10 protein-coding genes are annotated in these 14,423 nt (G+C 42.2%); all 10 read right to left on the bottom strand.

The genetic code is table 11. From position 1 onward, the window contains the following. Nucleotides 1-10: 10 nt before the first annotated feature. The 10 genes from G601_RS0101600 to G601_RS0101555 are packed head-to-tail and all read right to left on the bottom strand — an operon-like array spanning nucleotide 11 to nucleotide 14,416. Nucleotides 11-1,294 (bottom strand): DegT/DnrJ/EryC1/StrS family aminotransferase, encoded by a 1,284-nt coding sequence (locus G601_RS0101600; protein ID WP_026664265.1) that lies wholly within the window; start codon nucleotides 1,292-1,294, stop codon nucleotides 11-13. Between the two features lie 4 nt (nucleotides 1,295-1,298). Then, nucleotides 1,299-3,242, bottom strand: a complete 1,944-nt coding sequence (locus G601_RS0101595; protein WP_026664264.1) for a polysaccharide biosynthesis protein — start codon at nucleotides 3,240-3,242, stop codon at nucleotides 1,299-1,301. A 59-nt stretch (nucleotides 3,243-3,301) separates the two neighbouring features. Next, the gene (locus G601_RS0101590) at nucleotides 3,302-5,986 is read right to left on the bottom strand and encodes an O-antigen ligase family protein (RefSeq protein ID WP_026664263.1); all 2,685 of its coding nucleotides are present in this window, start codon (nucleotides 5,984-5,986) and stop codon (nucleotides 3,302-3,304) included. Then, entirely contained in the window at nucleotides 5,983-7,656 is a 1,674-nt protein-coding gene (locus G601_RS0101585; RefSeq protein WP_026664262.1) for a DUF6020 family protein, read from the bottom strand. Before G601_RS0101585 ends, G601_RS0101590 begins: the two co-directional genes overlap by 4 nt. Next, a complete protein-coding gene (locus G601_RS0101580) occupies nucleotides 7,637-8,587 on the bottom strand; it encodes a glycosyltransferase family 2 protein (protein ID WP_026664261.1) in 951 nt (316 codons plus the stop codon). Before G601_RS0101580 ends, G601_RS0101585 begins: the two co-directional genes overlap by 20 nt. A 19-nt stretch (nucleotides 8,588-8,606) precedes the next feature. Beyond that, nucleotides 8,607-9,140 carry a GNAT family N-acetyltransferase gene (locus G601_RS21485; RefSeq protein ID WP_051205465.1) on the bottom strand — a complete coding sequence of 178 codons (534 nt, stop codon included), beginning with the start codon at nucleotides 9,138-9,140 and terminating at the stop codon, nucleotides 8,607-8,609. A gap of 13 nt (nucleotides 9,141-9,153) precedes the next feature. Beyond that, nucleotides 9,154-11,001 carry a hypothetical protein gene (locus G601_RS0101570; RefSeq protein ID WP_155834432.1) on the bottom strand — a complete coding sequence of 616 codons (1,848 nt, stop codon included), beginning with the start codon at nucleotides 10,999-11,001 and terminating at the stop codon, nucleotides 9,154-9,156. 33 nt (nucleotides 11,002-11,034) lie between these two features. Continuing rightward, the gene (rffA, locus tag G601_RS0101565) at nucleotides 11,035-12,171 is read right to left on the bottom strand and encodes a dTDP-4-amino-4,6-dideoxygalactose transaminase (protein ID WP_026491592.1); all 1,137 of its coding nucleotides are present in this window, start codon (nucleotides 12,169-12,171) and stop codon (nucleotides 11,035-11,037) included. A 3-nt stretch (nucleotides 12,172-12,174) separates the two neighbouring features. Next, the gene (locus G601_RS0101560; RefSeq protein WP_026491593.1) at nucleotides 12,175-12,633 is read right to left on the bottom strand and encodes a GtrA family protein; all 459 of its coding nucleotides are present in this window, start codon (nucleotides 12,631-12,633) and stop codon (nucleotides 12,175-12,177) included. A 22-nt stretch (nucleotides 12,634-12,655) separates the two neighbouring features. After that, nucleotides 12,656-14,416 (bottom strand): hypothetical protein, encoded by a 1,761-nt coding sequence (locus G601_RS0101555; protein ID WP_026664259.1) that lies wholly within the window; start codon nucleotides 14,414-14,416, stop codon nucleotides 12,656-12,658. Nucleotides 14,417-14,423 lie beyond the last annotated feature (7 nt).

Genomic DNA, 14,423 nt, shown 5'->3' with positions numbered 1-14,423 from the left:
CCTCACTTCTTTATTTAAAGCATCTGTGAATGATATCAATAATGATATCCTGCTCTTCTTCGGTCATCTTATTATCAGAAGGAAGACATAAACCTCTCTCAAAAATGTCAGCACTGACATCTGCTGCTACGCCCTCATCGATATAAGCATTGCTTCTACCACGAAGAATTCCCTCGGTAGTAACAAAAATATTATTTCTGTACATAGGCTGCATATGCATGGGCTTCCAGATAGGTCTTCCCTCTGCATTGAAGCTTGCCAGAACATCGAGTATCTCTGTAGGGCAGCTCTTTCCGGGCTCGCTCTTATACAAAACCTCTTTTTCTGATCTTACATGAGGACACATAGCATCCTTATCGATCACAATGCAGCTAAGCCAGTAATTAGGCTCTGTGTCATCCGGAATAGGATTCATTGAAACAGGAAGATCCTTAAGTCCTTCCTTATATCTGTCGTAAATTCTCTTCTTACTAGCGATATGCTCCTCGAGATAAGGCATCTGACCTCTCACAACACCTGCAACGATGTTGGACATACGGTAGTTATAGCCAAGCTCCTCGTGCTGATACCAGGGAGCATTCTCTCTTGCCTGGGTGCTGAGCTTACGTACCTTATGGCAATCCTCCTCGGAATCAGTAACAAACATTCCACCTGAACTTCCTGTTATTATCTTGTTTCCATTGAAGGATATAATACTGTAATCACCGAACTTACCGGTCTGTACGCCTTTGTATGATGCGCCAAAGGACTCGGCTGCATCCTCAACAATAAGGGCGCCGTGCTCGTCCGCTATTTTCCTAATTTCATCAATTTTACCGGGAGTTCCGTAAAGATAAGCAACCACAATAAGCTTAACATCAGGATAAATCTCAAAAGCCTTCTTAAGTGCTTCCGGGCTCATGTTCCAGCTGTCAGTTTCAGTATCAATAAAAACAGCCTCACCGCCCTCATAGGCTATAGGATTTACTGTAGCATCAAAAGTCATATCGGAACAAAATACCTTTTTCCCTAATAAGGTTCCGACATTAGCGGGCTGAGGTCCATACAGCTTCTCACCTGCAAGTCTGATTGCAAGGTGAAGTGCTGCTGTTCCTGAGCTTAAGCCTACAGCAAATTTTCTTCCGATCTTTTCCTGAACAAGCTTTTCAGATTCATTTATATTCTCACCAACTGTGGAAACCCAGTTTTTCTCAATGGCATCCGTTACCCACTTAAGCTCATCACCATGCATGGTAGGAGACGCAAGCCACACCTTTTTCTCAAATCTCTTAATTCCGTCAAATCTACTGTCCATAATATTACTCCGTCTCGTTTATAAGCTCTGCTGCACGCTCAAGCGCTCTCTGGTGCTCGATTGAATGCGAATCCGCATTATCCTCCGGATGATATGTTGTAACAATCTTCTGGACTATCTCTCTTATCTCATCTGCGTGCTCAGCCTTTGAAGCCCCATTTAGCTCCTCAAGCTGTGAAAAGAACTTCATATCGTCCATATCGATAGGCTTACCGATATGAATCATTCTGTTAGCAGTATCCTGCATTCCTTCCTCGTCCATAAGCATCTCTTCGTAGAGCTTCTCTCCGGGACGAAGACCTGTAAACTCAATCTTGATATCCTCGCCAACCTTGTAGCCTGAAAGCTTGATAAGGTTCTCAGCAAGATCAAGGATTCTCACAGGCTCACCCATATCAAGGACGAATATCTCTCCTCCCTTTGCATAAGCGCCTGCCTGCATAACGAGGCTCACTGCCTCAGGTATAGTCATGAAGTATCTGATGATATTAGGGTCTGTTACCGTAACAGGTCCGCCGGCAGCTATCTGCTTCTTGAAAAGCGGAATAACTGATCCGTTTGAACCGAGAACATTACCGAATCTTACTGCAACAAACTCTGTATCATAGTGCTTATTAAAGGTCTGAACTATCATCTCACAGATTCGCTTACTTGCACCCATGATGTTAGTGGGATTAACAGCCTTATCTGTGGAGATCATAACGAATTTCTGACAGCCGTTCATAGCTGCTGCCATAGCTGTCTTGAAGGTACCAAATACGTTATTCTTGATTGCTTCGTTCGGGCTGTCCTCCATAAGCGGAACATGCTTATGTGCAGCTGCATGATAAACAATCTCAGGTCTGTACTGCTCAAAGATCTTGTTGATTCTGTTTGTATTTCTTACAGAAGCAATAAGAACTTCGAGATCAAGCTCGGGATGATCCCTCTTAAGCTCCTGCTGAATATCATAGGCATTGTTCTCATAGATATCTACGATGATCAGCTTTCCGGGCTTATGGTTTGCAATCTGTCTTGAAAGCTCGGAACCGATTGAACCGCCGCCACCTGTAACAAGAACAGTTTTGCCACTTACATAGCCAGCGATCTGATTAAGGTCAACCGCGATAGGATCTCTTCCGAGAAGGTCCTCTACCTCGACCTCACGGAGCTTACTTACATTAACCTCACCATTAACCAGCTGATAAACACCCGGAAGTGAACGAAGTTTACAGTTAGTCTCCTTACAGAGATCAAGGAGCTTCTTCATCTCACTTCTTGAAAGTGAAGGAATTGCAACGATAATCTCATCGATATCATAGAGATCGGCACACTCAAGGATCTTGTCGCGTCCGCCCACTACTCTGATACCCTGGATATAATGTCCCCACTTACTTCTGTCATCATCGATGATACATCTGATGACCATTGTAGAGAAATTACTGTTCACGATCTCCTTAATGATGATGTTACCAGACTCACCGGCACCGATCACCATTACAGAGGTAGTGTTCTTACGATTCTCTGTCTTGTGCTTTACGCTTCTGATAAATCTGTAGCTGAATCTGCTTATGAAAATAAGCGTTATCAGAATAAATGTGTACAGGAAGTAATAGCTCTGAGGAACAGGCTGTCTTCCCACCTTGAAAAACTGAAGGCCGAACACATTGGTAACGCCTGATGCAACGCAGGCTATAACCAGATTCTGAAGCTCTGTCTCTCCGGCATACGCCCACAGACTGTTATAAAGTCTGAACAGATAAAAATATGCCAAAGATACAACAACATTGATAGCCAAAAAGTCCGTAACCGGATCCATGAATTCATAGGGCACAAGATCAATGTTGAACTCGTATCTCATAAGGAGCGCCAGATAGCTTGCAATTATGATACTTAGCACATCATAAACTATAAGTCCGGCTCTTCTATAAAATTTTGCAAAATTAAAAGGTTTCTTCTCTGATTTCATATCTTCTTATTCTATCATAAATTAGCTTTACATAATACCAAGCCTATTATCACCGATAATTATTTATTATTTTTCTTAAATGCGATTGGCATAAGTGAAAAAACAAGTGCAATAGTCATGGGATTACTAAACTGGAATACCCATTCGGAAATAGCAGCAACTCCAAAGCCCACAGTCATTGCAAAGGGAAGTATTGCTCCGGGAACATCATCCCTGTGCTTAATGTAATATGCTGCTCCGCCAAAAAATGCAAAGGCCATCACAAGCAAAAATACTATTCCGCTAAGAATTCCGTTATCATACATAACCTGTATGTAGGTGTTATGAGCATGAACCGCAATCTCTCCTGACGGAAGAACTGCCCCCATCTCATCATGCCCAAAAAGATTCATCTGCTGGAGATAAGATTTAAAAATCGTAATTCTACCGTTTGAGAATTCCTCAATTCCATCTTCTGTAGTCTGATCTTCCTGCTCCTCGTTTGTTTCTTCCGGAGCTTCAGTACTTTCTTCAGCCAAAGCTTCAGCCTGTGCAGCAGCTGCCTCTTCCTCAAGTCGTCTTCTCTCGAAGAGCTCATTACCGCCTGTCTCCATGAGATATTCCTTTATCTCAGGTGATGTCTGCTTGGAGGCAACGATTTCAGGAAGTGAGTACACCATCGCTCTGGACTGTTCCTCTGTAAGGGGAACACCGTTCTCACCCACAGTTGAGTATCCCTCACTGTTAAAGTTCTTATCATCCTCAGGATAGTTGTAATCCATAATGTCGACATTCAGGATCTTTTCAGCAAAAAGATCAACGAATCTCTCAATGTTCATGTAAAGATGATTGTCAGGCTGACCGCCACCGTATAAACCAAAGTTCCCGGTTTCAACAAGAAACTTCTTGGGACGGGCAACTATCGCAGGGAACATTCTCTGCAGCGCAAAGGCTGAAGGGAAGCAAAGAACAACCGCGAGGATCATGGTTCCAATCTGCATCCCCAGATACTTAAGCTTGCCCTTTTTGCAATCAGTTGACATAAGCGCCAGCATACACATGATCATAACCACACATGCAAGATAGGATGTTCTTGAAATAGTGAAGATCATGTAAGCGGATACAAATCCAAAAAGAATGAACTCTTTCCAGAGATATCTAAAGCGATTTCTGAAAGAAGTAAGCTCTCTTGTAGTGTATATCTTATATAGTAGAAGTACAGCCGCAGCGCACTCCATCACTGTCATGTACTCGGCAGTAATTGTTACTGTATGAAAAACGAATGCATATCTTCCTGTGTTAAAAGCCGCAAAGCTTCTGTGCATCCAGCAGTATATCATAGAAACTACAAAGTTCAGCAAAAGTCCGCCAACTACAAGCTCCGGATACGCTTTAAATCCATATAGCTTATAGCAAAGCATAAGACCGATGACAAAGGCTGCTATTGCAACTCCCCACCATCTGGTATTTCTGAACACCACCAGGATCACAAGAAATACTACGAAAAGCACTCCAAAAGTGCTCACCTTAACTCCTGACAGCTTACGACCGCCTTCTTCCTTAATCCTGCCATAAATATCCGCAGCAATATTAAAGATAAGGAACCCTGCCAGTACAGCAATGATAACTCCATAGGTCATAGCTGCATTGTGAAGATCGTATTCTTTCTCTGTCTCAGGCATCAGGTGTGCTGATCTGTAACATATTCCTGCTACAACAGCAACAATCGCATATACTGCATTTCTTATGCTGCGTACTCGCTCAAGTGGAAGTGCAAAGCATAAAAACAGAAGAAGGCATATCATCTCCTTACGCTCTGCAAGGGTCTGATATATCGTAAAAAGCGCATTCATATATTCACAACAGAACCAGATTGCCGCAGCAATAATTCCCATCTGTGCAAAGTGCTTTACGTTATGCCAGAGCTTTTCATCAAGAGTAGCATCACTCTCATGGTTGATCGCATAGAACACAAGGACATATGTTATCAAAACTCCAAGCTCAAGAAAAGCATTCTCTATGGGTCTGCTGTCAAAATACTTTACGGGATAGATAAGAACCATGAGCACGATCATGGAAATTGCAGCTATGGGATTACCAACCACTCTTACAACACGATGGATAGTAATAAGCTCATCCTTTTTATCTCTAAAGATCATTCTTTCAAGAAGGATAAGTATTGCAGCGATCGCCATGATACCTGCAATTATAAGAAGTGACATTCCCTTTGTCAGAGGTTGTCTGTAATTGTAGTTTGCAGCAAGCTGAAGCCCCTGAACAGTTGTGTCATGATAAGCAAATGACACAAAGTAGGGTGAAGTATCCTCCCCTGCATGCTCATAAGCTACATAGAAGGTTGAAAAAGCACCGTTTAAGATCATGGTGTAGGTCTCACCTACATTCAGATCAAGGCCCACTCTTACATGAACATATCCAGGAAGCTCTGCGTCTCTCAGATACACACCTCTCTGGTATATTTCTTCCATATTTTCATTGTAGAAAACCATGCTCATATAATTACCGAGCTCTATCTCTTCTACATAAATATCTATGGACTCAAGTCTGTCATACTGAGCTATAAACTTCTGAACCACATCATGGTAGTCGTTAACTCTTTCCGAGGTCTGAATGATCTCGCCGCCACCATTTTCAGTAATTGTTCTCTGCCAGATTCTAAAAGGAAAAACAGACAGTATAAACAGAGCAGCAAAAATAAGTATCACTGCTCTTATAGCCACACTTCTGTAAATAACTTTTCTTCTCATAAATCCTCCACCGCATAGTGATTATGCAGTAAAACAGTATACACCAAAACCGGAACACTATACCACAAATATATTGTATATCTGACCAGGTATGTAGGCCCAAGCAGGATAGTAAGCCAAACAAGAAGTACCAGAAGCCACGGATACATTCCCAGTTTTCTTCTTATAACTCCTGCTGTCATCAGCAGATAAATAAAAAGCCAGAAATATGCAGCCGGTGAAAACAAAAGTGAAACCACCGGAATATTCTGCTGGAATTTCTCTATTGAAAGCTTCCTGTAAAAGGCATCAATAAATGGAATAAGACTTTTCCTCTCGCCCGGAAGCTCAACCTCATAACCAAAATATGAGCTGTCAGTGTATGTAAAGGTAAATACCGTATTCCCCTGATATACGTTGATAACTGCCCCCGGATACCAATATCCATAGGATGTTAAAAACCATCCGTTCAAATAGCTCATTGGGTTCTGCAGACCTTTCCCCAGCCACAGCCTCCAAAATGACCTGCTATCCTTTTCATAGGCAGCATTGTCGAAATACATCTTTAGTATATCCGATATCCTGGGTGTGTAATGGGACAGTGCCTCTTCACTCAGGTATGTATACAGCACTTCCTTTTCTTCCTCAGTAAAGCTGTCCTTATCGTAATAGTAAACTCTTGCAAGCTGCTGGATAGGCACAGTTAGCATTTCCTGATGCTCTCCTGTCTCTGCAGAAAGAGCCGCACCAATTATAGTGTTTATACAAAAATATATTATGACAGGCGCTATGAGGAATGTCACTCTGTGGTACCTGTCCTTTTCCTTTACAAATTTGGCAGCCACAATGACAATCACTGCAAATACCAGATATGCATAAAAGCCGTTATGTCTAAAGAGCATCATAAGAACTGCACTTATGATTATCTGCCAGGCTTTTCTTCTCTTGAGGCCTCTGCCCTCTGTCTCTTCCCACTCCAGCATGAGAATGACGGATAATATCAAAAATGCAGAAAAGAAGCCATCCTTACAGGAGCACAGCGTATACATGACAATGGTCGGGAACACTCCGAAAAATGCAGCCGTGAATGCCCTGTATTTTTTTCCTGCGCCGTGTTTTTTCAGATAGCTGATCACATAGGTGAAAATCCATGTCATAACCAGCATCTGCATTAAAATATAGAAAAAGATTCCGGCATTATAGCTTCCCGTAAACTTATGGAAGAAGGCAACGCTCCCTCCAAGAAGAAGCACATGTAAAAGGGGATGATGTGTATTAAAGCTCCTTGAGAGTACCTCTATTACTTCGGTCTGGGCATCATACACGAAAAAACCCGGATAAACTCCCAGCAAAACCACGAAGTTCAGAGCCGCAATTATCATCCATACCTTTAAGAACTCATCACTTGTATAGCCCTTTTTCAGCTCCTGACCTTTGTCGGTTCTCCCTGAAACAAAGGTTATTCCCTGCTTCTCTTTTCGACTTCTCAAAAGAAGCTTATTCCAGCTGTATCTCACAGCAAGGGTTATGAAAACAGAAAGCCCCAAAAACAAAAGAAGCATTTTTACGTTGCCGATATCTATGTGATCCGAGCTTTCAAGCTGGTAGCCCCACACTATCCCAAGGGACATGCATACGCCAAATAAGACCGGCATCAGCCAGGTCTTATTCTTACTCTTTTGATTCCTCATGTTTAACCTCATCACGGATAACATACTGCGGATTATTATTCTGTGAAATGTAAATTCTTCCGATGTACTCACCCGCCATGCCTACCATCAGCATCAGCATTCCGCCCATGAAGGTTACAGCAGACATAAGTGCCGAAAAGCCCACCACCGGAAGCTCCGGATACATGATCTTTTTGATCACAGTATAAATACCGTAGAGGAAACCGATGCAGGCGAATATTCCTCCCATCAGCGTTCCAAGTCTCAGCGGCTTAATGCTAAATGCAGTAAATCCGTTTATCCAAAGTGCCATAAGCTTGGAGAAGGTATAACCGCTGGTTCCTACCTCCCTTGCTCTGTGAGTGACATCCACATTGACAATATTTCTGGTAGTTCTAAGGACAAGACCTATAACATACGGATATGAGCTCTTGTACTTAAGCATCTCATCAACCACAAATCTTCTTGCAGCAAAATAGCTGGAAACATGAAGGTCCTTAGGTTTTCCCAGCATTACGTGAGCCATCCACTCATTCATTGCTGTTCCGAAATTCCTGAAAAGATTGTGCTTTTTCTGAGAGTATCTTGCATACGCAACATCTGCTCCCATCTCTATCTGATACAAGAGCTTACCAACCTCGTCAGCAGGAGTCTGCCCGTCATCATCAAGGCATACAACAATATCTCCCTTTGATGCATTAAGGCCGGCCATTATGGCAGCGTGCTGTCCGAAGTTCTTTGCAAGATTATAGCCTCGTATCTCATCATGCTCCTTAACAAGCTGGCAGATCTTATCCCAGGTATTATCAGGTGAACAATCATTTACAAGGATAATCTCATAGCTGTAAAGGACAAGCATGTCCATTGCGCCTTCGATCTCATTTATTACATTTTCAATTGTCTGTTCCGAGCGATAGCAGGGAATCACAAAACTTACTAATTTATTTCGCATAAAGTTATTCTACACCATTTCACAGTATCTTTTCCATCAGTATCATATCGCCAAGGGCTCCGTCAGAGCACTGAACGGCGGGCATATCTTCTGTCTTTACAAAGCCTGCATGCTCATAGCTTTTGCGGGCAGCTTCGTTTGATGAAAATACGCGGAGAATAAGCCTTTTTAAACCAAGCCCCTTAGCTGCATAATCGCACATAAGCTCTGCCGCTTCATTCCCATAGCCCTTACCTGTGGCGTCGTCCTCACCAATAAAAATACCATACTCGGCGGTTTTTTTCTCCATATCAATATCACGAAGATATACACTTCCTACAGGTCTTGTACTTTTTGCGGCATCTTCATCTGCCTTTTCAAGAATAACAAGCTGGCAGACCTCTCCTGTTTCCACCTTGTTCTTCATCCATCCATTGTGTATCTCTTCCGTGAAGGTCTCTCTATATATGAAATTATTTCTGACTCTGGGGTTATTTCTCCATTTTACTATAAGTGGGGTATCCTCGTAGGTTATATCCCTCAGAATCACCTTTTTACCGATTATATCTGTCATAATATCTCTTTTCTTACTCTGCAGGCTTTACCTTCCAGATAACAAACTCTCCTGCCACATCATCCTCTCTGGTAACGGCTACGGATTTTTCTTTATCAAGATAGTAGTTCTTAAGCCACACCATATCCATGTCCTTATCGGTAACTACAAATACGTTGTCACCAAGAGCTATATCCTCCATGCTTTCGTCATAGCCAAGATTATGAAGCTTATCCTTCTCCGCAGGACTTTTGGATGCCCAGCCGCCCATCATCACACAGTTAGAAAGGCTGTTATCCACATTCGTCAGCATCTTCTGAGAATATGTGTATCCATTATCCTCATAGGATACGGATGTGTAAACATCAATAAGGTAAAGCTTGTCCGAGTTATTCTTAAAATATTTATCAAGCTCTTCGTAGGCCTTATTATATTCTCCCCTGCCGTCACACTCAGCTCTCAAAACAAAAAGCTGAACAGGTATATAAACAGCACAAGCAGCAACAACCAGCACAAGACAGAAGCCTGAAAAAGCATGTGCCGGAATATACGGATAATCCTCTTTTTCATTACTTTTAACAGCTGCTTTTTCTACAAGGTGAAGGAGCCTCTCCCCTGCAATAAGCGTTAGCAATGTCAGCTCTATAAAATACAGTGAATGGGTTATCCTTATGGGATCCCTTCCACGTACCATTATGTACATCCATAATAAAGATCTGCCTGCAAAAAGCAGTATCAGCTTCCACACAGAATTCCAGATGCGTAAGCCAAGGTTCTTTTCATCAGCATAGCTTACAAGCATGATAACCAGGGCTGTAAGATACATAAGCCCCACAAAAATATTCCAGGGTGCATCTGTCATAGGATACTCATAGCTCTGCGGAGTTCCGACAGCTCTAAGCCTGTATAAATACAAAGGAAGCGCTCTCTTAATTCCTGCTACAAGGCCCTCTCCCTGCCATATGCTCTTTGAATAAGCAGCTATCTGCGCCATCTTTCCAGCATCAATAGCATCATCCAGTCCAAAATTGTAATTAACAAGAAGCTCATATTCACTCTTCTTTAAATCAATGGAATCATAGAACTCTTTGTTTTCTTCATAATCCGGTATCTGATAAAAATCGTAAATATCAGTTCTACTGTTAAAAAACGAAGTGAACTCCTTCCATTCAGGAGAGGAATAACCTACAAAATGAAGCCCCTCGGAAGCAAGAAGTCCTGCCAGGATAAACGCTGCTACCGTAAGCTCGCGCTTAATCCTTCTCTCATCTATAAGCCTGTAAAAAATTACAAGAAACACAAAGGGTAGCATCAAAAGCGTCATCTCTGACCTTGTCATGAACGCCAGGATGATCAGAACAACTGCTGCCGCATCCCTTTTCTCAAAAATAAGAACTGCAGCTGCAGCGCACAGCATAGCCACCGTAAAGGTATACTGCACTATAAGCAGATGCCCCGGAACAAGAGCCGTGATCACAATAAACACGATAAGCGCAGAAGCAATTCTTACAAGAAGCTCCTTGCCCTTAAAGCTCTTTTTCTTAAGCCTCATAAGCACTGCTTCCGCAATCACCCCTGATGAGAAGCTGCTGACTATAAAAAGGCTTATATACTGACACAAAATAAGGTAAAGTCCATAGCAGTCAGTTTTCCCATAGACTCTGTATAGCAGACTTATCACGAAGCTTATAGGATAGAGCATCTGAATATTATGACCCTCAGGACTTCCGGTAAATACTCCGGAAAGTATATCCTTCATTAGAACATCATCGTTGAGATCATAGTAATAAGCGTACAAAAGTCCCATGATCACCGCATAAGCAGCAGTCATGAGACCTGTAATTATAGAATTGTATGATAGGGATTTTCTATTATTTTCCATGTCAGACAAATTATCTATCGTAGTGTTATTTGTTTAATTAGCCTTGTAATACTCCTTGACGCGCATAACTACTTCATCGAGATCCTCATCAGTAAGACTGTAGTACATAGGAAGTCTAAGAAGTCGTAAGCTCTCCTTGGTTGTGTACTTATCCTCACCGTTGAATCTGCTGTACTTAAGTCCTGCAGTTGAAGTGTGAAGCGGAACATAATGCGAAGCAGGGAGGATATCATTGGCCTTAAGATGCTTGATAAGACCCTCTCTCTCCTCAAAGTCCTTACACTTAATGTAGAACATGTGCGCATTGTGCTGACACTCTGAAGGAACATAGGGAAGCTCTATAAGACCTGCCTCCTCCATATCCTTAAAGGCATCATAATATCTGTTGTAATGTGCCATTCTGGCATCATTGATCTCGTCAGCAACCTGAAGCTGCGCATAAAGATATGCAGCGTTCATATCGCTGGGAAGGTAAGATGATCCGGGCTGAAGCCAGGTGTACTTATCAACCTTACCGAGCTGATAAAGGGTTCTATTTGTCCCCTTCTCTCTTACGATTATCGCATCATTCACATAGGTCTCATCTCTAAGAAGGAGGGCTCCGCCCTCACCCATGCTGTAGTTCTTGGTCTCATGGAAGCTGTAATTACCAAAGTCACCGATTGAGCCAAGTGCCTTACCCTTGTAGGTACTCATCACACCCTGGGCAGCATCCTCAATAACAAAAAGGTTATGGCGCTTTGCGATATCCATGATGGTATCCATCTCGCAGCCAACACCTGCATAGTGCATGGGAACGATAGCTCTTGTCTTCTCTGTGATGGCAGCCTCGATAAGGTTCTCATCGATATTCATCGTATCGGGACGGATATCCACAAATACAACCTTGGCTCCGCGGAGTACAAATGCATTGGCAGTTGATACGAATGTATATGAAGGCATGATTACCTCATCACCCTCTTTTATTCCTGCAAGGATTGCAGACATCTCTGTAGCGTGGGTGCAGGAGGTAGTAAGAAGGCACTTGCTTACCCCTGTCTTTTTCTCGAACCATTCATTATCTTTCTTGGTGTATTCACCATCACCGCAGATCTTCTGGTTCTCCACACAATCCTTGATATAATCCATTTCCTTCCCGGTATAGGGAGGCACATTAAAGTTTATTCTCATAGTTTAGTCCTTCTGTTCCAAGAAAATTTTACGAGTAATAAAATTGTATACCATAACTACGCCTGTAGCACCGAATTTAAAGAAAATATTCTTAGCAAAGCCTTCACTCATTATACCCTTAAGCCATGCCCAGTGCATATAAATAAGGTCGATTCCCACAAACAGGCAAAGCTCGTTAACACCAAGGCCGATGATGCTGAGGATAAGGAATATCACAAATTCCTTCTTCCTGCTCATGTCATCGCGACGTACAAATACAAACTTAAAACTAAGAATATAGTTAACTACTACTGAAACAGTGAAACCGATAAGAGCAGATACGAGGTAGTACTTGGGAAAAGCGGCTGCAATACCAACATTTTCAAAAACAAGGTTTGCTCCAATGTAAATAAAGTAGTCTACAAAAAAGCAAAATACGCCCACAAGTCCAAACTTCATTATCTGCTGCATTAAATTATTCATAACTTCCTCTTCCTAAAACAAATCATTCGATCGCAAAAACTTCAAAGCGATCATTATCAAAGACACTATTATACTTCCAAGTCTCGAGGAAGTCCAATAAAAGGTCATATTTTTCCTCTGCAAGCACCTCTCCCTCAAAATCAGGATTGATGATCACAACAGGTAAATCTTCAGGATTGCAGCCCTCAAACCCTGACAGAGCATCCGCAAATTTCTCTGTTGTATTGGAATCAAGGTCGGGCCATGTTGTGAAAATAGCAGGCTCCATATCAAGAAGATATGAAAGTCCCGGTGCTTTTCCAAACTGAAGGAGCTTTTTATCCTCCAGATCATAATCAGTAATAGCTTCATGGAGCTCAGAGAGTGTCTCAGCATTGTACTCTGTAGTAAACATCCCTGCTGCCTTGGGGAGGTCCTTGGTTCCAACAAGGGAAGCCCTCTTTGTTCCGTCAGTTCCATCAACAAAGCTGTACTTTAAGTGGAAAAGTGAACCCTGAACAAATAACAGCACAAGAATAGCCATATAAACTGCCTTCCAGGAGAAGTTCAGTTCGCTTGGTCCTGCTGCCTGTCTCATTCTTCTGAACATCCACATAATAAACGGAGCAACTACGAAAAGATTGTTCAAAAGAGGATAGGTGTAATTATTACTTCCAAGAGGAGTAATTATCATTATAAGAAGAGATGCAAGACAAAGGCTTCTCTCCGATGCCTGTCCGTGAATCCTTCTGGTCACGCCTACTATAAAGAAGCATGCCCCGCAAATAAGAAACATCATTGCAGGCTCAAACATGGAGTCATAATAATGATAGCTCCTTGTGAATACTCCATCGGTGTAATAGTAGTAGAACAGCACCAGAATACCGGCGATATAGAGCATTCTCTTTATCCAGTAATACTTTCCCGGTTTTAACATCATCATTATAATTCCCATTATCATACAGGGAACCATAATAGCCATGTGTGCAAAGCTGGTATACCAGGCTCTCAATATCGCGCCAAGCATACCTATAGCAGTGTAATCGGATGCACCCTTGGACATCTCTGATAAGGATGTGATCATTCCCGGATATGCCGCCATGCCGTATTTAATACATATTGCTATAAAAGGAATAAGGAAGCCTATCGCATATCCAAGTATGCACAGACCGGTTTTTCTCAAAATCTCTTTAAAATCGCGCCTATGGATTGTCTCGTAGTACCACAGAATAAGAATCATGGAAGCTTCCATGATATTAGGAAATCTCACCATAACAGACAGTCCCAGGACCGCTCCTGCAAGAATGAACTTCCACCTTGTAAGCTCATAGTCTGTCATCGCATGCATCAAAAGAAGCGTACCTGTAGTAAAACAGAAATATGTAAGATAGTTATACAGAATAACTCTTGGACACCAGCACAGGTTAATAGCTATAAGCTCGCCGATAAAGGTCATCCAGCCGGGCATCCATCTCTGAAGAAGGTAATAAGCCACAAGTGCTGTCGCACTTATAATAAATGAACAGTAAATGTTCATTCCAAGCATGGTGTCACCACCGGGAAGTACCATAAAAAGTCTTCCCAGTACATTGGGAATATATGTGGCGATCATCCACATGGGGTCAAGCACATCACCATACTGATAATTGCCAAGGCTATAGGTAGTATCAGTGATATCCACTCCCTGGGTCACCCCGATCAGAGGATAAAAGAGCAGAATAATCGGAAAGAGCCATTTTTCCATGGGTTCCTGATATTTTTTAAGTCTGAATACTTTATCCCTGATGGTCCAAAGCGTTATCATAGTTTCT

This window comes from Butyrivibrio sp. FC2001, from assembly GCF_000424125.1.
GTDB lineage: Bacteria > Bacillota > Clostridia > Lachnospirales > Lachnospiraceae > Butyrivibrio.
Note: the sequence above shows the minus strand (reverse complement) of the source record. Positions and strands in the feature narration are given on the sequence as shown.

Coding starts and splice junctions, on each gene's coding strand:
- G601_RS0101600 (WP_026664265.1), bottom strand. CDS start 1,294: ATGGACAGTAGATTTGACGGAATTAAGAGATTTGAGAAAAAGGTGTGG.
- G601_RS0101595 (WP_026664264.1), bottom strand. CDS start 3,242: ATGAAATCAGAGAAGAAACCTTTTAATTTTGCAAAATTTTATAGAAGA.
- G601_RS0101590 (WP_026664263.1), bottom strand. CDS start 5,986: ATGAGAAGAAAAGTTATTTACAGAAGTGTGGCTATAAGAGCAGTGATA.
- G601_RS0101585 (WP_026664262.1), bottom strand. CDS start 7,656: ATGAGGAATCAAAAGAGTAAGAATAAGACCTGGCTGATGCCGGTCTTA.
- G601_RS0101580 (WP_026664261.1), bottom strand. CDS start 8,587: ATGCGAAATAAATTAGTAAGTTTTGTGATTCCCTGCTATCGCTCGGAA.
- G601_RS21485 (WP_051205465.1), bottom strand. CDS start 9,140: ATGACAGATATAATCGGTAAAAAGGTGATTCTGAGGGATATAACCTAC.
- G601_RS0101570 (WP_155834432.1), bottom strand. CDS start 11,001: ATGGAAAATAATAGAAAATCCCTATCATACAATTCTATAATTACAGGT.
- rffA (WP_026491592.1), bottom strand. CDS start 12,171: ATGAGAATAAACTTTAATGTGCCTCCCTATACCGGGAAGGAAATGGAT.
- G601_RS0101560 (WP_026491593.1), bottom strand. CDS start 12,633: ATGAATAATTTAATGCAGCAGATAATGAAGTTTGGACTTGTGGGCGTA.
- G601_RS0101555 (WP_026664259.1), bottom strand. CDS start 14,416: ATGATAACGCTTTGGACCATCAGGGATAAAGTATTCAGACTTAAAAAA.